This is a genomic window from Pseudomonas sp. CH235 (assembly GCF_004368175.1).
Taxonomy (GTDB): Bacteria; Pseudomonadota; Gammaproteobacteria; order Pseudomonadales; family Pseudomonadaceae; genus Aquipseudomonas; species Aquipseudomonas paraglycinae.
Genome location: NZ_RRZJ01000043.1, coordinates 16,639 through 34,997, shown reverse-complemented (window position 1 = coordinate 34,997; position 18,359 = coordinate 16,639). Strand labels below are relative to the sequence as shown.

General features: G+C 59.3%; 18 protein-coding genes and 1 tRNA gene. 11 read left to right on the top strand and 8 right to left on the bottom strand.

Annotation, left to right across the window (positions count from 1 at the left end; genetic code table 11):
* Positions 1–941 (top strand): calcium-binding protein (locus EIY71_RS27070; RefSeq protein ID WP_305955778.1); only part of this gene is annotated, 941 nt, incomplete at its 5' end.
* 453 nt (positions 942–1,394) lie between these two features.
* Entirely contained in the window at positions 1,395–1,613 is a 219-nt protein-coding gene (locus EIY71_RS27065) for a hypothetical protein (RefSeq protein ID WP_085655295.1), read from the top strand.
* A 212-nt stretch (positions 1,614–1,825) separates the two neighbouring features.
* Here EIY71_RS27065 and EIY71_RS27060 read toward each other — a convergent pair whose 3' ends face one another.
* Positions 1,826–2,347 (bottom strand): AraC family transcriptional regulator, encoded by a 522-nt coding sequence (locus EIY71_RS27060; RefSeq protein ID WP_372239309.1) that lies wholly within the window; start codon positions 2,345–2,347, stop codon positions 1,826–1,828.
* Between the two features lie 85 nt (positions 2,348–2,432).
* Here EIY71_RS27060 and EIY71_RS27055 point away from each other — a divergent pair, with 85 nt between their 5' ends.
* A complete protein-coding gene (locus EIY71_RS27055) occupies positions 2,433–2,894 on the top strand; it encodes a Rid family hydrolase (RefSeq protein ID WP_074690968.1) in 462 nt (153 codons plus the stop codon).
* Here EIY71_RS27055 and EIY71_RS27050 read toward each other — a convergent pair.
* Complete coding sequence (locus tag EIY71_RS27050; RefSeq protein ID WP_256661109.1) at positions 2,891–3,871, bottom strand: LysR family transcriptional regulator; 981 nt, start codon at positions 3,869–3,871, stop codon at positions 2,891–2,893. The genes EIY71_RS27055 and EIY71_RS27050 overlap by 4 nt on opposite strands.
* A 318-nt stretch (positions 3,872–4,189) precedes the next feature.
* Positions 4,190–5,092: a LysR family transcriptional regulator gene (locus tag EIY71_RS27045; protein WP_166673454.1), complete on the bottom strand. Its 903-nt coding sequence runs from the start codon at positions 5,090–5,092 to the stop codon at positions 4,190–4,192.
* 123 nt (positions 5,093–5,215) lie between these two features.
* Here EIY71_RS27045 and EIY71_RS27040 point away from each other — a divergent pair, with 123 nt between their 5' ends.
* Positions 5,216–6,646 (top strand): aldehyde dehydrogenase family protein, encoded by a 1,431-nt coding sequence (locus EIY71_RS27040; RefSeq protein WP_134023797.1) that lies wholly within the window; start codon positions 5,216–5,218, stop codon positions 6,644–6,646.
* A gap of 247 nt (positions 6,647–6,893) precedes the next feature.
* Here EIY71_RS27040 and EIY71_RS27035 read toward each other — a convergent pair.
* Positions 6,894–6,981, bottom strand: a tRNA-Ser gene (locus EIY71_RS27035).
* Between the two features lie 122 nt (positions 6,982–7,103).
* Here EIY71_RS27035 and EIY71_RS27030 point away from each other — a divergent pair.
* On the top strand, positions 7,104–7,775 hold the full coding sequence (locus EIY71_RS27030; RefSeq protein ID WP_007955123.1) for a Bax inhibitor-1/YccA family protein: 672 nt from the start codon (positions 7,104–7,106) through the stop codon (positions 7,773–7,775).
* A gap of 71 nt (positions 7,776–7,846) precedes the next feature.
* Here EIY71_RS27030 and EIY71_RS27025 read toward each other — a convergent pair whose 3' ends face one another.
* Together EIY71_RS27025 and EIY71_RS27020 are read right to left on the bottom strand one after the other, a co-directional pair.
* Complete coding sequence (locus EIY71_RS27025) at positions 7,847–8,173, bottom strand: YceK/YidQ family lipoprotein (protein ID WP_102687648.1); 327 nt, start codon at positions 8,171–8,173, stop codon at positions 7,847–7,849.
* 40 nt (positions 8,174–8,213) lie between these two features.
* The gene (locus EIY71_RS27020; RefSeq protein WP_007955121.1) at positions 8,214–8,651 is read right to left on the bottom strand and encodes an Lrp/AsnC family transcriptional regulator; all 438 of its coding nucleotides are present in this window, start codon (positions 8,649–8,651) and stop codon (positions 8,214–8,216) included.
* 138 nt (positions 8,652–8,789) lie between these two features.
* Between EIY71_RS27020 and EIY71_RS27015 the strand changes: the two genes are divergently transcribed.
* The gene (locus EIY71_RS27015) at positions 8,790–9,683 is read left to right on the top strand and encodes a DMT family transporter (RefSeq protein ID WP_129973654.1); all 894 of its coding nucleotides are present in this window, start codon (positions 8,790–8,792) and stop codon (positions 9,681–9,683) included.
* A gap of 3 nt (positions 9,684–9,686) precedes the next feature.
* Here the strand turns inward: EIY71_RS27015 and EIY71_RS27010 are convergent, their stop codons facing one another.
* Both EIY71_RS27010 and EIY71_RS27005 read right to left on the bottom strand, forming a co-directional pair.
* Positions 9,687–10,727 (bottom strand): FUSC family protein, encoded by a 1,041-nt coding sequence (locus tag EIY71_RS27010; RefSeq protein WP_173892785.1) that lies wholly within the window; start codon positions 10,725–10,727, stop codon positions 9,687–9,689.
* A gap of 46 nt (positions 10,728–10,773) precedes the next feature.
* Positions 10,774–12,399 carry an NADP-dependent glyceraldehyde-3-phosphate dehydrogenase gene (locus tag EIY71_RS27005; protein WP_074690886.1) on the bottom strand — a complete coding sequence of 542 codons (1,626 nt, stop codon included), beginning with the start codon at positions 12,397–12,399 and terminating at the stop codon, positions 10,774–10,776.
* Between the two features lie 353 nt (positions 12,400–12,752).
* Between EIY71_RS27005 and EIY71_RS26995 the strand changes: the two genes are divergently transcribed.
* The 5 genes from EIY71_RS26995 to EIY71_RS26975 all read left to right on the top strand — a co-directional run bounded on the left by EIY71_RS26995 (position 12,753) and on the right by EIY71_RS26975 (position 18,353).
* Positions 12,753–13,106, top strand: coding sequence for a cytochrome c5 family protein (locus EIY71_RS26995; RefSeq protein WP_102687644.1), 354 nt, complete (start codon positions 12,753–12,755; stop codon positions 13,104–13,106).
* A gap of 76 nt (positions 13,107–13,182) precedes the next feature.
* Positions 13,183–14,511 (top strand): D-arabinono-1,4-lactone oxidase, encoded by a 1,329-nt coding sequence (locus EIY71_RS26990; RefSeq protein ID WP_165369559.1) that lies wholly within the window; start codon positions 13,183–13,185, stop codon positions 14,509–14,511.
* Positions 14,512–14,585: 74 nt separating this feature from the next.
* Positions 14,586–15,794, top strand: a complete 1,209-nt coding sequence (locus tag EIY71_RS26985; protein WP_166673455.1) for a DSD1 family PLP-dependent enzyme — start codon at positions 14,586–14,588, stop codon at positions 15,792–15,794.
* A 281-nt stretch (positions 15,795–16,075) separates the two neighbouring features.
* Positions 16,076–16,702: a transposase gene (locus EIY71_RS26980; protein WP_085747274.1), complete on the top strand. Its 627-nt coding sequence runs from the start codon at positions 16,076–16,078 to the stop codon at positions 16,700–16,702.
* A gap of 55 nt (positions 16,703–16,757) precedes the next feature.
* Positions 16,758–18,353: a ShlB/FhaC/HecB family hemolysin secretion/activation protein gene (locus EIY71_RS26975; RefSeq protein WP_134023793.1), complete on the top strand. Its 1,596-nt coding sequence runs from the start codon at positions 16,758–16,760 to the stop codon at positions 18,351–18,353.
* The last annotated feature ends 6 nt before the right edge of the window (positions 18,354–18,359 follow it).

The following is an 18,359-nucleotide window of genomic DNA, read 5'->3' as shown; positions in this document are numbered from 1 at the left end:
GCAATGACGAGCTGCATGGTTATGGTACCGATGATCTGGTGAGCGGTGGCCTAGGTAACGACAGCCTGTACGGCGAGGGCGGCAACGATGTGTTGGTCGGTGGTGTGGGCAACGATGTACTGGATGGAGGGACAGGTTCGGATGTCTACCGGTTCGAACGAGGCTGGGGCCAGGACACCATCAACAATTACGACACCACGGCTGGCAAAGTTGATGCCCTGGAATTTGGCGCTGACATCAAACCCGAAGACCTGGTACTGACCCGCACGGACAGCAATCTGAACATTGCCCTGAAGGGGGCTTCGGACAAGATTACCCTGAGGTATTTCTTCAGCAGCGGTTACCAAATGGAAGAGATCCGCTTCGCCAATGGCACGACTTGGAGCCTGGCGCAAGTCAAGGTGATGGTGATGACCGGTACCGACGGTAATGACGAATTGCATGGTTATGCTAGCGACGATCTGGTCAGTGGTGGGGCGGGCAATGACACCATTTATGGCGAAGGTGGAAACGACATTCTTGATGGCGGTAGCGGGAATGACTTGATGGATGGAGGTGCAGGTTCCGACACCTACCGGTTTGGTCTAGGGGGCGGGCAGGATCGTATCTCGAATTACGATACGGTTGCCGGAGCCGTGGACACACTGGCTTTTGACCCGGGTATCAGTTCCCAGCAATTATGGTTCAGAAACAACGGTTCTCATCTTGACGTCAGTGTCATAGGCACCTCCGACAAGATAACGGTGAACAATTGGGCAGTAGGCAGCAGTTATCGCCTGGATCAGTTCCGGACAGCGGATGGAAAGACGCTGTTGGAAAGTAATGTCCAGAACCTGGTTCAGGCGATGGCCGCTTTTGGAGTTCCACCGGGAGGGGAGTCGAATTTGACATCCGCCCAGCGTGAACAATTGGATGCCGTCATTGCAGTCAACTGGCAATAAGTCGATTGCATTGCCGGGGTGGCCTCGGGCTCGCGAATGAGGGTGATGCTCGATTACACGAGCAGGAATGGTTGTCGTCCATTTTGTTGACGCGGCCGCCTATGGTCAGGCGGTCGATGTTATCGAGCCGCTACACGTACTTGTGCTTGAACTTGATCTGTCATTGATTCGCCCAGACTTTCGTAGACGGTTCTATGCCCTTAACCGAGGTACATCAGAATTATGGATCCGGCTGTTTGATGACAACATTGCGCGTCCGCTTCTGGCCGAAAGCAGACGCTGGCTGGCTCCGATGATGGATGGATGCAGTAGCCCGCCTCCCGCCCCAACTGATTGGCTAAAGTCTCAAATCATCTGCGCGGTGTAGCAATTTTAAGCGTGCGGTATCTAAGCCTCTCTGCTGCGGCCGCATGAGCTAGGCTTCGCGAAACCCTTATTTCCAGGATGGATCGCATGCCAAATAACTCAGCTTCTAATATCGCCACTGCTGACGCCCTCACATTGCTCCTGCACAACCAGCATGCACTGGCGGCGGCAATCGAGGAGGTTGCCGTTTGGCTTGCAGCCAGTGGCGCAGCAGTCGTTGCAGATAACGCTGTGATGGCTATGGAGACCTTAGATACAAATGCAAAAGCGATCACAGATGCGATTATGCGGATACGGCAATCCTAATATCGTCTGCACAGGCAGCAATCGGCCAAAAGCGGCATCCCGTGAGCGGCAGCTTCCGGCCAAAAGCAGACGTTCGCCCTCGACCGTTAACGGCCATTAGCGCGCGATGATCGTGTTGTTTACCGTAATGCGGCCGAGGCGCCATTCACATGCGTCGCATCCTAGGGTTAAACCTCCAGGTAAGTCTTAACTCCGCTATCCAGCTCATCAAATCACAGCGCAGGCGATTGATTGTTCTGTTTCCAAGCCCGCGGAGTTACACCTTCGGTTCGCACGAATGTGCGACAGAAGTGAGACTGGTCAGAGAAGCCACACTCCAGTGCAATGTCCGCAATTAGCAATCTCGACGTCTGAAGTAACTGCTTGCCCCTCAGAATCCGCTGCTCTCGCATCCATTCTTTGGGTGAGACGAGAGTGGTTCTTTTAAACTGACGGGTGAAATGGCTGCGCGATAGCGCACAGGCCTGTGCGATAGCTGCTACTGAAATATCTGCGTCCAGGTTATCGAGCATTAACTGCTCCGCGCGTTGAATCTGCCAAGGTTTCAATTGCCCAGTCTGTTTAGTCAAATCCTTAAGTGAGGACGCGCATGTTTCGTTTTTCATCCTGATTCCTTTTTCCCAGTAGCCGGTTGATAAGCTCAATCCAGCGGTCAGTCGATGGAAAAAATTTAACGGAATGCGTGTCGTAATAGGGGCGCATTTTTGCGCTGCTGGAGGCGCAAAAATGCGCATTTTCAATAGTGTTTCCGGTGCTAGCCTTTGCCTCCCGACAACTCGAATCGACATCATTCGACTCGTCATCTTCAAGGAGAAAGCAATGGCTGCTTCACAACCGCACGGCAAAAACACCGCTTACTGGGGAGTCTCATGGGAGGAGGGCTACGGCTATCCCCAGGCCAGAAAAGTTGGAAACGAGATCTATATCTCGGGTCAGTTCAACCACGATGAGGAGGGTAACCTGGTTGCTCCCGCGCCTTTGAATAGCGAGGGGAAGCCCAGCGATTTCTCGTCGATAGGAGAGCAGATGCGCGCCTCTTACGACAACATCGCCAAGTTGCTCGCGCTCTATGGAGCGACCCTTAATGATGTCGTCGAAGAAACGCTCTACGTATTGGATATGGACGCGGCCTTCGCCGTGGTAGGTGATGTGCGCAAAGCCGCATATCGCACTGAGCGGCCCCAGTGCGCGAGCAATATAATCGGTGTATCCAGGTTGGCTCAACGTTCACAGCTGATTGAAATTGTCTGCAAGGCTGTCATCGGATCTAGCGCCGACTAAGAGACGCTCCCGGTTTCGCCCTGCGCAACCGGGAGATCCAGTTGCCCTTCGATCAAAGGCTTTTGATGCGCTACGGCTGCTGCACAAAAAGTCATGAATGCTTTTACTCTCCATGACTTTCGAATGTCCTGATGCGTAAGCAGCCAGAGCTCATCCTGTAGTTCGCGCACAACTGGGCCGACGCGTCTTAACCCAGGCGTAATGTCTCCCAGCATGCACGGAAGAAACCCATAACCAAGGCCTGCCGCAATGGCGACGCTCGCCGCCGCGACTGAGTCGGTACGATAAGAAATACAGTCGGCGCTGACTCTGTTCTCGACGTAGCTCTTAGCCTTCAGTCCGCATAATCCTGCGGAATAGGACACCCACGGTTGGCCTTCTGCGAACGGGATAGCAGTCGCTTGTTTTATGCTGCCATAAGGCGCCCATGCAATCGAAGCGAGCTTGCGCCCGACGAGACTTTCGGCAGGTTTTTTCGTCGCTCTCACCGCCACGTCAGATTCATCGCGAGCGAGACTTAACGTCTCGTTGCCAACCAGAACCTCGATGGCAATGCCTTCATTAAGCGCTTTGAAGTCGGCGATGATCGGCGTGAGGAAATACAGAAGCAGGGAGTCGCTGGTAGTGATCCGAAGCTTTCCCTGTGGCCCTTGACCTGCGCGAGAAACCCGACGTGTAACGCTGACGATATCAAGCTCGACGCGTTCGGCGAGCGCCCTTAACTCAATGCCCTCGGGCGTCAGCATGTACCCAGAACGGCGGTGGTCAAATAAAACGACCCCAAGTGTCTTTTCCACTTGAGCCACACGACGCGATACGGTGGATACATTGATTCCCAAGCTTTTTGCAGTCGTGGCTCTGTTGCCGCATTCGCTTAGCGTTTTGATGATTCGCAAATCGTCCCAAGAAAGCCGACTTACAGCCTCGCTTAAACTCTGCGTGGCGCCGGTTGGTAAGGGCGGATTGATTGAAGCTATTTTTGATGTTGGTTTCACGCCAAGCACCCCAAACTAAGGTTGCTCATCATACGAAATGGCTGGAGGCGAACCAAGGAGTCAAGTGCACAAGCGGACTCGGCTCGAGCAACCGGCCCGGATGTTCCGGTTAGATCGGGTGGCGTCAGTCGTTCTGGGCGAGTATTAGGCCTTTACCATCTTCCCCTGACCAACTTCGTCGTGCAGCTTTAAGCACTTCATTCTAATCAGTCGAATGTCCGCTTTTGGCCGAAAGCGGTCCTTTCTGATTGGTGTTTTTTTGGCCGAAGGGGGGGACGATAAAAAGGCGGCGGAACATTATCAAACCACCGTGGGCCGCAACTCTTGCGCCAGTTCAATCAGTGCGCGCAATCGCGCCGGCACGAAGCGATGGCCCGAGTAGTAGAGCCTCAACCCGCCAAACGACGGGCACCATGGCATCAACACCGGCACCAGGGCGCCGCTCGCCAGTTCTTCTTGGATGAACCACTCGGAAATGAAACCAATGCCAAGGCCCAACACCACGGCCTGTTTGATGGCCAGCAACTCGTTGGAGGCGAAGCGCACCGGCAGATCCATCTGCAGCTTTTGGCCATCGCGCTCCAATTCCCACTGGTAGAGGCCACCGTGGGCCATGCGCATGCAGATGCTCTGGTGGGTAAGCAGATCTCGCGGATGCTCGGGCACGCCGTGGCGTTCGAGGTACTCGGGCGTTGCTACCACGAGCATCCGGATGTCACCTGACAGTGGCACGGCAATCATGTCTTGCGGCACAGACTCCGCCAGGCGGATCCCGGCGTCGAAGCCACCGGCGATGATGTCGACCATGCTTGATTCGCTGACGATGTCGATGCGCACTTCGGGATAGCGCTGAGCGTACTGCTTCAATAGCGGATCCAACAGCAGGTAGGCCGCGCCATGCGGTGCATTGATGCGCAATGTGCCGCTGGGTTCATCGGGGCCGAGGCTGGCTTCTTCGCCGGCACTTTTGATCTGCGCCAACGCAGGGGCGATACGTGCCACATAGCGTTGCCCAATATCGGTGAGGGCCACGCTGCGCGTGGAGCGATTGAACAGGCGCACTTTCAGGCGTGCTTCCAGGCCTGCCACCGCGCTGCTCACGGCGGTAGTGGACATGCCCAATTCCTGTGCTGCGCCGCGAAAACTGCTGCGGCGCGCCACGGCCAGAACCACTTCCAGCTCGGTCATTCCTGTTCTGTGCATGGATTGTCCTGAATATGCGGATGCTTCATAAGCCAAAGGGTGGCTTATCGGAATAATGAACCCTTCTTAGACTTCATCACAGAGGCTCGATTCAGGCGAGTCGTTTTTGAGCGAGGAGTCGCCATGCAACTCATTGAACATATCTACATCGACGGCGAGTTCGTCATTCCGCACGGTCAGGAATGGTTCGACCTTCATAACCCGAGCACCGAGGAAGTCATCGGTCAGGTTCGGCTGGGCGATGCATTGGACGCACAGCGTGCGATCGCAGCCGCCAAGGTTGCGTTCCCGGCGTGGGCTCGTACTAGCCGGGGGGAGCGCATTGCGGCACTGCAACGCATGCACCGGGCCATGGCGGCAAGGGAGGAGGAACTGTTGGAAGCCATCCTCGTGGAATACGGCGCGCCTGCGGTTCGCGGGCGCTGGATGGCGACTTATCCGGCCGATGTGATTGCGCAAGCAATCGATGCACTGGAGGCGTTCGATTTCGAGGAACAGGTTGGCGTGGCCAGGGTCATTCTGACGCCCGTGGGCGTGACCGGTCTGATCACGCCCTGGAACAGCAATGCGGGCTTCATCTGCAACAAGCTGGCCACTGCGCTGGCGACAGGCTGCACCGCTGTCATCAAGCCCAGCGAGATGAGCGCGTTGCAGACGCAGGTCGTGGTCAGAGCGTTGCACGAAGCGGGGCTGCCACCGGGTGTATTCAATGTCGTCAACGGACGGGGCGATGTGGTTGGCGAGGAGATCGCCCGTCATCCCGACGTTGCCAAGATCTCGTTCACGGGTTCGTCCGCTGTCGGTCAGCATCTGGTAAGAACCGGTGCCGACACCATGAAGCGCGTGACGCTGGAATTGGGCGGCAAGTCCCCCACCGTGGTGCTTGACGATGCTGATTTCCAAGCGGTCATGCCGTTGGTGCTGCAAGCCGGATTTCTCAACAGCGGCCAGGCTTGCATCGCGGGCACTCGCATCCTCGTGCCGCGCAGCCGGCTGGCAGAGTTCGAGCGGATTGCGAAGGAGGGTGTCTCACAGATTCAATCGGGCGATCCACGCAACGCCGCCACCGACATCGGTCCGATGGTGAGCCAGAAACAATGGGAGCGGGTGCAGCGCTACATCCGTACCGGCCACGAAGAAGGCGCGAGGTTGCTGGCCGGTGGCGAAGGTCGCCCGGAAGGCTTGCATGCCGGATGGTTCGTGAAGCCCACGATCTTCACTGATGCCACTAACGGGATGCGCATCGCGCGTGAGGAAATTTTCGGCCCCGTGCTGACGATCATCCCCTACGAGGATGATGCCGATGCGATCAGCATTGCCAACGATACGGACTATGGGCTGAGCGCCCTGGTGCTGGGAAAAAGCTCCGAACGTTGTATGAACGTCGCCCGTCAGATCGATTCGGGACGCGTGCTCATCAATACCCTGGCCCATGAACCGCGTGCCCCCTTCGGTGGATTCAAGCATTCCGGCCTTGGGCGCGAAATGGGCAGGTGGGGGATGAGCGCGTATTTGGAGCCAAAGACGTTGATCAGCTATGACCCATTGAAATGACTGGTTCAGGTTCCTGTTTGGGAGCACTGGATGGGGAATGGCAGTTAGCGTCCGCTTTTGGCCGAAAGCTGTCCGTTGAAGACACCCACTTCCCCTGATCTTTCGAGGTCGAACCAGTGATGTCGGAGAGATGGGTTGCGGAAATGGCCGAAAAGATGCGGAAACGATCCAGAAAAGTGCGGGGTAAAAATCTCAAACCCTAGAAACGACAAAGCCCTGAATGATCAGGGCTTTGTCGTATAAAAGATGGCGGAGGCGATGGGATTCGAACTCATGGACCTGTTACAGTCGACGGTTTTCAAGACCGTTGCCTTAAACCACTCGGCCACACCTCCGTTGCGTTGCGGGCGCCATAATACCTGAATGAAACACACTGTCAAACTCTGTGCATGGCTTGTTACAGAGCGTCTGTTATGATCTTTGCGACTGAACGTTTCAAACCAACAGGAGTGTCGCCATGCGCGAACAGGATTACGCAGTTCACAACAGCGTGCAGGCTGAGCAGCTAGAGGTTAGCCGCGTCCTGCGCAACACTTACGGTCTACTGGCGCTCACCCTCGCATTCAGCGGTGTGATGGCGTTCGTGGCCCAGCAGATGCGGGTCGGCTACCCGAATATTTTCGTGGTGCTGATCGGTTTCTACGGGCTGTTCTTCCTCACCAACAAGCTTCGTGATTCCGCCTGGGGCCTGGTGTCGGCGTTTGCCCTGACCGGTTTCATGGGTTTCCTGCTCGGCCCGATCCTCAACCGTTACCTGGGCATGCAGGGCGGCGCTGAGGTGGTCAGCTCCGCGTTCGCGATGACCGCACTGGTGTTCGGTGGTCTGTCGGCTTACGTGCTGATCACCCGCAAGGACATGAGCTTCCTCGGTGGCTTCATCACCGCCGGTTTCTTCGTCCTGCTGGGCGCGACGCTGGCAAGCATGTTCTTCCAGATCAGCGGCCTGCAACTGGCGATCAGCGCAGGTTTCGTGCTGTTCTCGTCGGTCTGCATCCTGTTCCAGACCAGCGCCATCATCCACGGCGGCGAGCGCAACTACATCATGGCGACCATCAGCCTGTATGTATCGATCTACAACCTGTTCGTCAGCCTGTTGCAGATCTTCGGCATCATGAGCCGCGACGACTGATCGCTGCACTGCAATAAACAGAAAACCCGCGAAAGCGGGTTTTTTGTTGCCTGCGAAAAAGAGAGCAGCGATCAATTGATCACGATGCTGCCATCGGCCTGTTGCTTGTAGATCGTGTAGGGCAGCAGCAACGTATCGAGCACTCCCGACACGGCCGCGTCCACCAGCAGACCCGGCGTCGCGTTCTTGTAGTTGAACGCATCGACGTCATCCGGCTTTTCGGCGTGCAGCATGCAGAAGTCGTACGTCACGCCACTGTAGATGCGCGGTACAGCGCCGCAGTAGGATTTGTTCGCTTTCAACTGCTCCGTGGAATGCTTGTCACTGAACGCTACGGTCTGCACCGTCCCGCACCCAGCCAGCATCAACGCTGCCAGCATCGTTGCCTGAATTTTCATGCCGCCAATCCTTCGCCGGAAAAAACTCAATCTACGCCGCTCACGCCATCGGCGGCAATCGACGTTTTACCGGGGTCTTCTTGACGATCGCTGTATTGGTTTCTGCCAACGTATTCAACCGGTCGAGCAAGGTGTCCAGCTGCTCCATCGAGCGCACATGCAGGCGGGCGATAAAGCAGTCTTCGCCGGTGACCTTGTCGCACTCGGTGAACTCGGGAATCGACATGATCTGCCGCTCCACTTCCTGCAATTGCCCCGGCAATGGCCGCACCCGGACAATCGCCTGCAACTGATAACCGAAGCACTTCGGGTCAATCTCCACGGTGTAGCCCTTGAGCACGCCGCGTTCTTCCAGGCGGCGCAAACGCTCGGCCACGCTCGGCGAAGACAAACCGCTGATCTGCGCCAGCGCCTTGAGCGAGCGCCGTGAATCCTCCATCAAGGCCCCGATCAGGATCTGGTCGATATCGTCGGTCATACAAAAACTCCCGCATTAGGCGAATGATGCAAACCACCCTCGATAAAAAAGGTAGAAATCGAGTTTAGCCTGCTTTTTGCGCTGGAGAAGCCCCGGTCACGCTTGGCATACTTTTGCCACACATTAAGGAGATTGATGATGGACAAAACAATCCGTCGCGGCTCATTTGAAATGACCGCCGCCATGCTGATATCCGGGACGATTGGCTGGTTCGTGCTGGTGTCCGGGCAACCGGTGCTGGACGTGGTGTTCTGGCGCTGCGTGTTCGGCGCCGGGACTTTGCTGCTGATCTGCGCCGCCTTCGGCTTTCTGCGCCCCGGCATTCTGACCCGCACCACCTTCCTGCTGGCGGTGATCAGCGGGGTGGCAATCGTCGGCAACTGGGTGCTGCTGTTCGCCTCCTATTCACGGGCGTCGATTGCAATCGGCACGGCGGTGTACAACGTGCAGCCGTTCATGTTGGTGGGGCTGGCAGCGCTATTTCTAGGCGAGAAGATCACCTTGCAGAAGCTGTTCTGGCTGGCGATTTCTTTCATGGGGATGCTGGCCATCGTCAGTGCCCATGGCGGGCAGGGCGAGGGCGGAAGTGATTACCTGATGGGGATCGCGCTGGCGCTGGGGGCGGCGTTTCTGTACGCCATAGCTGCGTTGATCATCAAGCGCCTGACCGGCACGCCGCCGCATCTGATTGCGCTGATCCAGGTCTGCACCGGCGTGCTGTTGCTCGCGCCATTCGCGCATTTTTCAGCAATGCCCGAGGCGCCAAGTGCCTGGGCCAGTCTGGTGACGCTGGGCATCGTCCACACCGGTCTGATGTACGTGCTGCTTTACGGCGCGATCCAGAAACTGCCGACTGCATTGACCGGCGCTCTGTCGTTTATCTACCCGATTGCGGCGATTTTCGTCGACTGGTTTGCCTTCGGTCATCAACTGCAAACCCTGCAATGGATCGGCGTGGCAGCGATCCTGTTGGCCGCTGCCGGCATGCAACAGGGTTGGGGATTGAAGGCGCGGCGCCTGGCCGCGCAGTAAATCTCAGATGTTCCAGCGCGGCGCAGTCTTCGCCAGGCGCTGGCGCATTTCGCCGATGTTGGCCGCCAGTTGCCGGGTCAGCAAACGGTAGCCGTCCAGCGGGCTGTAGACCGGCGTGTCGAGGCTGGCGTCCGGCAATTCCACCGGGCGTCCCAATCGACCGGACGCACCGGTTTTCAACGCTCGGGCCATGCCGATCAATTGCACGCGAATGTGCCGGTGTTCGGCCTTGAGCGCCGCTTGCAGGTGCGTCATGGCGTCGGGGTCGTTGGCGTCCGGGCGGATGTTGCCGAGGATTTCCAGGGTGCTGATGCACATGCGCAGGTTGCGCTGGATGGCGTCCAGTTCGGTCATCGAGACTTTGACTTCCTTGGACACCGACGGCATCAGCGAGCGCAGTTGCACCATCACCGCGTTCAGCCGGTTCATCAACTTCAAGTGTTCGTCGGCGGTCACCGGTTGGCCGCCGATAATCCGTCCGTACACCGTCGCGCAATCGCGCAGCGCATCGGCCAGGTTGTAGCGCCACGAGTACACCGCGTACAGCGGCAGGGCGAACGAGAAGGCCAGGGCCAGGGCGATACCGATCAGGATATCGACCCCGCGCCACAGCCCGTCGGTGATCGGGTTGTCGCCATGCCCGGCGACGATGAACACGGTGATGGCCGAGAGCAGGGCGGTGTAGCCGCCCTTGCCGATGGCATGATACGAGAAGAATCCGCACACCACCGCCATCGCAAAATAGGTCAGCCACGGCATGCCCAGCCACGCCTGTTGCGCCACGATCAACAAACCGACGCCGGCGCCGATCAAGGTGCCGGTGGCGCGTTCGGCGGCTTTCTTGCCGATGTTGCCGTGATGCTGCAAACCGCCGATCACCACCAGCATGGTCACCGACGCCCATTCGCCGTGGGGCAGATTGATGCCGGTGGTCAGCAGGATTGTCGCCAGCAACCCCAACGCGACCCGCACCGCGTGAATCGTTCGAGCATGGCGATAACGTCGATACGGGTCTAGCAACGGCCGCAGGATCCGCCGTAACAGCGGCGGCCAGCGGTGGGGGCTGAAAGTGCTCAGCGCTGATTCCTCCTCAGAAGATGTAGTCGGTTGCGATGAAGTTCGAATCGCGCCCGCGAATGATTTCGCTGATCAGATCCTTGTTGGGTTCCTGGAACTTGGTCGCCACCAGGGTGCGGATCGAAAACACCCGCAGTGCATCGTGTACCGACAGCGTGCCTTCGGCGGAGTTCTTGCGCCCGTTGAACGGGTAGGTGTCCGGGCCGCGCTGGCACTGGGCGTTGAGGTTGATCCGCCCGACCTGGTTGGCGAAGGTATCGACCAGTCGGCCGACCGCCACCGGGTTGGTGCCGAAGATGCTCAGTTGCTGGCCGAAGTCCGATTCCAGCACGTAATCGATCACGGTATCGAGGTGACGATACGGCACGATCGGCACCACAGGCCCGAACTGCTCTTCCTGATACACGCGCATCTGCGGCGTCACCGGGTACAGCACCGCCGGATAGAAGAACGATTCCCGCGACTCGCCACCATTCGGGTTGACCACCTGGGCGCCTTTGCTCTGCGCGTCAGCCACCAGCCCATGCAGATAATCGACCTTGCCCGACTCCGGCAGCGGCGTCAGCGAAACCCCGCTGTCCCACGGCATGCCTGGTTTGAGGCTGGCCAGTTTGGCGTTGAATTTCTCGATGAAGCTGTCCACCACATCTTCATGCACGAACAGAATCTTCAACGCGGTGCAGCGCTGGCCGTTGAACGACAGGGACCCGGTGACCGCTTCGCTGACCGCGTTATCCAGATCGACTTCCGGCAGGACGATGCCGGGGTTCTTCGCATCCAGCCCCAGCGCGGCGCGCAAGCGGTGTGGTTTCGGGTGCAGCTTCTTCAGGTCGCTGGCGGCCTTGTTGGTGCCGATGAAGGCGAAAATGTCGATCTTGCCGCTGGCCATCAGCGCGCTGACGGTCTCGCGGCCGCTGCCGTAGATCACGTTGATCACGCCGGTGGGGAAGCTGTCGCGGAAGGCTTCAAGCAAAGGACGGATCAGCAGCACGCCGAGCTTGGCTGGCTTGAACACCACGGTGTTGCCCATGATCAGTGCCGGAATCAGTGTGGTGAAGGTTTCGTTCAGCGGATAGTTGTAAGGGCCCATGCACAGCGCTACGCCGAGCGGTACGCGGCGGATCTGGCCGAGGGTGTCCTGTTCCAGCTCGAAACGGCTGGAGCGGCGGTCGAGTTCTTTCAGCGCATTGATGGTGTCGACGATGTAGTCGCAGGTGCGGTCGAACTCTTTTTCCGAGTCCTTGAGGTTCTTGCCGATTTCCCACATCAGTAGCTTCACCACGGCGTCGCGCTGCTGGCGCATGCGCCCGAGGAAGGCCTCGACGTGCTGGATGCGTTCGGCCACGCGCATGGTCGGCCACAGGCCCTGGCCCCGGTCGTAGGCGCGGACGGCGGCGTCGAGGGCGGTGAGGGCGGTGTCGGCGTCCAGCAGCGGCGTGCTGCCGAGGATCACTTGTTCATCGCCGTTGTCGCCATGCAGATAGACCGGGCTGCGCACGGTGGCGAGCGGGCCGTCCCAGCGGCGCAACTCGCCATCGACCAGGTATTCGCGTTGCTCGACCTGACCGTCGAGGCGGTATTTTTCCGGGATGTCGCTGACAGAAGGGAACAGGTTGCCAAGGATGTTTGCTGTGGTCATGTCGCTACCCCGTGTTGATGTCCGCATGCAGATCAAAAAGTCTCAACAGGTTATACGCCTGAATGCGCGGAAATTTAAACCCGCAAATGTCACGCGAATGTCACGCGAAACCGCACAGCAGAGCGGGCATCCACACATGATCGTTCCCACGCTCTGCGTGGAAATGCCTCAAGGGACGCTCCGCGTTCCAAGCGGACGCAGAGCGTCCAGGGCTGCATTCCCACGCGGAGCGTGGGAACGATCGTCTTCAGGTAATGGGCTGGCCCCGTTTGCCCCCCTCAATGTCCCGCAATGCCCTCAACCCGCCGACCCGCCTGCCTTAAGGTGTGACCACAACAATAAGCGAGGCCGTTATGCGGGCAATCCGACTCACATTATTACTGGCGTTGGCCATGACGCTGCCTGGCTGCGGCGAAGACCCCAAACCCCCGGCCAGCACCAACAACACCATTCCCAAAGACCCGGCGCTGGCGCAGATCTACGCCAACAGCTGCCAGCTCTGCCACGCCAACCCCGCCGCGAATGCGCCGCTGACCGGTGACCGCAAGGCCTGGGAACCGCGCATCCAGCAGGGCGCCGACACGCTGCTCGACCACGCCATCAATGGCTACAACGGCATGCCGCCGATGGGCCAGTGCGTCGAGTGCTCGGAAGAACAATTCCTTCAGTTGATCGGCTTCATGGCCGATCAGCCGCTCCCTCAATAAGGATCCTGGCATGCCGATAGATCTGACACGCCGGCAGTTGTTGCAACGGGCAAGCATCGTCGGCGCGTTCAGCGCGCTGGCCTCCAATCCGGCGCTGGGCCAACTGATGCGCGCGCCGCGACTGATTCCCTGGCGCAACTGGTCGGGCGGGCAGAGTTGCCTTCCGGCGGCGCGGGTGGCGCCGAAGAATCTGGACGAATTGACGGCGGTGATTCAGCAGGCACCGGGCAAGATTCGCCCGGTCGGTTCGGCGCATTCCTTCAGCGCGCTGGTGCCCACTGACGGCACGTTACTGTCGCTGAGCTACTTCAACGGCCTGCTCGACCACGACCCGAAAACCCTGCAAGCCGAATTCGCCGCCGGCACGCCGATGTCGCGCATGGGCGTGCCGCTCAAGGATGTCGGCCAAGCCCTGCAAAACATGGCCGACATCGATTACCAGACCCTCGCCGGGGCCATTTCCACCTCGACCCACGGCACCGGCAAAACCTTCCAGTCCTATTCCGCACACGTCTGCGGGATGCAACTGGTGACTGCCAGTGGCGAGGTGCTGGACTGCGACAGCCAGCGTCATCCCGAAGTTTTCAACGCCGCCCGGGTGTCCCTCGGCGCGCTGGGTGTGGCCACCAAAATCCGCCTGCAAAACCGCCCCGCCTATCGCCTGCGGGAAACCCAGTGGATCGCCAAAACCGAAGAACTGCTCGAAGACCTGGACAAGAACACGAGCGAAAACCAGCACTGGGAAATGCTCGTCGTCACCCATTCCGACTACGCCTTGTCGATTGCCCTTAACGAAACCACCGACCCGCCCACGCCACCGATTCCGCCTGAAGAGGAGGGTGGCAACGAGTTCGTGACCCTGATCGAGAAGATCGACAAGTACGGCAGCGATTTCCCGAACTTGCGCAGTTCGCTGCTCAACAGCCTGCGGCATCTGGCGAGTTTCGATGATCGGGTCGGCGACTCGTTCGACATCTACGCCAACGTGCGCACCGTGCGTTTCAACGAGATGGAATATTCGGTGCCCGCCGAACACGGCCCGGCCTGCCTGCGGGAGATTCTCAAACTGATCCGCGACAAGGACCTGCGCACCTGGTTTCCCATCGAATACCGCTACGTCAAGGCCGACGACATTCCGCTGAGCATGTTCGAAGGCCGCGACAGCTGCTCGATATCGGTCCACCAGCATTACCAGATGGACCATCACAACTTCTTCGCCGCCGTCGAGCCGATCTTCTGGAAGTACAACGGCCGCCCGCACTGGGGCAAGTTGCACACGCTCAATGCCCGCACGTTGCAAATGCTCTATCCGCGCTGGCAGGAATTCATTCAGGTACGCGAAGCGCTGGACCCGAGCGGCAAGTTTCTCAACGGGCATCTGTCGTCGATTCTGGGGGTGAGCTGATGGCGGTCAATCGACGTAATTTCGTGCTCGGGAGTTTGGGTGTCGGCGCTTTGCTGCTGGGGGTTGGCGCATGGTTGCGACCGGGCGATCGCGGCGGGCCTTACAGTGACTATTTCCGGGCGCTGAACAATGAGCTCAAGACCAAAGGCCCGATGCGCCCGGTGTTGCTGATCGATCTGGATCGCCTCGACCACAACATCGACGTGGTGATGCGCTCGGTGAAACGCGCCGGCAAGCAGTTGCGGCTGGTGGAGAAATCCCTGCCGTCACCGGGACTGCTCAGTTACATCGGCCAAAGGACAGGGACGCAGCGGCTGATGTCGTTTCATCAGCCGTTTCTCAATCACGATGCACAGGTTTACCCGCAGTCCGACATTCTGCTCGGCAAGCCATTGCCAGTGCGCTCCGCCGAGATTTTCTACCAGACCCACAAAGGCCCGTTCGACCCGACGAAGCAACTGCAATGGCTGATCGACAACCCCGAGCGCTTGCAGCAATACCTCGCACTGGCCCAGGGCTTGGGCACGCGGATGCGGATCAACATCGAGCTGGACGTCGGCCTGCACCGCGGCGGCGTCAGTGACGTGAACGTGCTCGGGCAGATGCTCGCGCTGATCGCCGCCAACCCGCAGCACCTGGAGTTCGCCGGCTTCATGGGTTACGACCCGTTCGTGGGCATGGGCGTGCCGGGGATTCTCGGTTCGCCCGAGGAACTGTTCGCCAAGGTGATGGTGATTTATCAGCGCTGCGTCGATTTCACCCGACAGCAATACCCGGCGCTGTGGCATGACGGCTTGTGCCTGAATACGGCCGGCAGCCCGAGTTATCGCATGCATGAAAACGAAAGCCTGAGCAGTGAAGTGTCGGTGGGGACGGCGATGCTCAAGCCGACTCATTACGACTTGCCGTCGCTGGTCGAGCACGAGCCGGCTGCATACATTGCAACGCCGGTATTGAAAAGCACCGGGGCGGTGAACATTCCGGCGCTAGATGACAAGTCGAGGCTGTTTTCGTGGTGGGACACCAACCAGCGGCAGACCTTTTTCATCTACGGCGGTAACTGGATGGCCGAATTCGAATCACCGCCCGGATTGCAGAGCAATGGCGTTTACGGGCGCAGTTCGAATCAGGAAATGGTCAATGGCTCGAATGCCGTTGGGCTGACGGTGGAGGATCAGGTGTTCTTGCGCCCGACCCAGACCGAAGCCGTCCTCCTGCAATTCGGCGACTTGCTGGCGGTGCGTGGCGGCAAGATCGTCGACATTTGGCCCGTCTACACCTGACGGAATGTTTTTCTGAAAACACCCCATAACCCTGTGGGAGCTGGCTTGCCAGCGATGACGGTGTGTCAGCCAAGTAAATGTTGCTGACCTGACCCCATCGCTGGCAAGCCAGCTCCCACAGTATTTGTGGTGTCTGCAATTCCCCGATCAATTTCTGTAATGAAGCTTTTATGACAAAAGTTCGGTAGCACATCGCTAGTCCGGTCATGCCTATGTAACGCGCTTGAGGGGCCCTGAGGGGCGCTTTTCACAAGCCGAGGCGGGACGCCGGGAGTGAGGCAATGGGGACTATGGAACGCTACTCGAAAGTGGGCATGCAGGAACTCGATCAACGCCTGTCGAAGATCGTCGAAGCCGCGCGCAAGAAGCCGGTTTCGGTGTATCGCTACGGCGCGCCGTGGGTCTGGATTGTGTCGCAGGATGACTGGCAGGGCGCCTTGAAAGAGGTCTCCAGCTACATTCCGCCGGGGCATTCGCTGGTGCTGCTGCGCCCGCAGATCGATGACTTGCTCGATGCCCACCGCGATCTCCTGCACGACCTCAATGCCCGGCCCGGCATGCTGATCGCCCCGCAGACGGTCATGCACATCCTGCTGCTGCAACTGCTGTATTCGGTGCCCAGCGAGCAGCAACTCTACGAACAGCTCAATTACAACCTGCTGTTCCGCTGGTTCGTCGGCCTTGGCCTGAACCAGAAAGTCTGGAGCTTCAACGTCCTCAGTCGCGACATCGCCACGCTGCTCAACGAGCCGCGTGCCGTGCAGCTCATCCAGAAAATCATCGGTGAAGTGTTCTGCGGCGCGCTGCTGCAAATGCCCGAGTTCTCGCTGAACTTCGCGCTGCTGCACACCTGGCTGGGCAAGCACACCGGGGCCAGCACTTCAGCAATCAAGAACGCCAGTAACTGACGCACACGCAAGGCGCATGAGCGCCAACAGGTCATCGCGAATTTCAGGGGGTAGTGTGGATCAGATTTTCACGTCACGGCTGGCGCTGTGGGGCTGGCTGCTGGTGACGGCCGGCGCGCAGCCGGCGTTCGCCGATGAGGCCGAGAACGCAGCGGCGCAGCGTCTGGTGGACGTCAACGAATACTTCGTGCGCGGCAACACCGTGCTCGATGCGCGGGCGATCGAAGAAGCGGTGTACCCGTTCCTCGGCCCGCAAAAAGCCTTGAGCGACATCGAAGGCGCGCGGGATGCCTTGCAGAAGGCCTATCAGGAACGTGGCTATCAATCGGTGTTCGTCGAACTGCCGGAGCAGGCGGTGGCCGACGGCATCGTCTACCTGCAAGTCAGCGAAACCAAGGTCGGCCGGGTCCGTGTGGTCGGCGCCAAACACTATTCGCCGCTGGACATTCGCGACAACGTCCCGGCGCTGAAGGAAGGCGAGGTGCCGGACTTCGCCAAGGTCCAGGGCGAACTGGCGCAACTCAACAAGACCCCGGGCCGGCAGGTGATGCCGCTGGTGCGCGAAGGCCAGCGCCCCGGCACCATGGACGTGGACCTGCAGGTCGAAGACCAGAACCCGTGGACCGCCAGCGTGGGGCTGAACAACGACTACAGCGCCGACACCGAAAAACTGCGCACCGTCACCAGCCTCGGCTACAACAATCTCTGGCAGTTGGGGCACAGCGTCAACCTGACGTTCTTCACCGCACCCCAGGAAACCGACAACGCCAAGGTCTGGTCCGGTTCCTACACCGCGCCGCTGACCGAGCGCTGGAGCGTGCAGTTCTCCGGTTACCAGTCCGACAGCAACGTCGCCACCCTCGGCGGCAGCAACGTGCTCGGCAAGGGCCATTCCTACGGCGTAGCGGCGATCTACACGATCCCGTCGAGCGGCAACTGGTCGAACTCGCTGTCGGCGGGCATCGACTTCAAGGACTTCGACGAACGCCTGACCCTGTCCGGCCAGAGCGACAAGGTGCCGCTGAAATACGCGCCGTTCACCTTTGCCTACAACGGCTACCGCTACAGCGAAAAGAGCCAGCTCGGCCTCGGCCTGAGCCTGGTCGCGGCCACTCGCAGCATCTTCGGCTACGGCAGTTCCGACGAAGACTTCGACTACAAGCGCTACCGCGCCAACCCGAGTTTCGCCGTGCTCAAGGGCGATACCAACTTCACCTGGACCTTCGACAGCGACTGGCAGAGCGCGAGCAAAGCCGCGTTTCAGCTGGCGTCGGGGCCACTGGTTTCCAACGAACAATTCTCTGCCGGTGGCGCGACCTCGGTACGCGGTTATCTGGCCGCCGAACGCACCGCCGATGACGGCTTCCTGTTGAGCGAAGAGCTGCGCACACCGTCGCTGGCCAAGTACGTCGGCGGCTGGATGCAGGACTGGCGCTTCTACGCCTTCGCCGAAGGCGCGCAACTCTACCTGCGCGACGAACTGCCGGATCAGGACGCCAATTACGCCCTGGCCAGCGTCGGCCTCGGCACCCGCGCCAGCCTGAGCAAATGGCTGTCCGGCAGCCTCGACTGGGGCTATCCGCTACTCGAAGGGCCGAACACCTCGAAACAGGAATCGCGCCTGCACTTCAACCTTCAGGCCACTTTCTAACAAGGA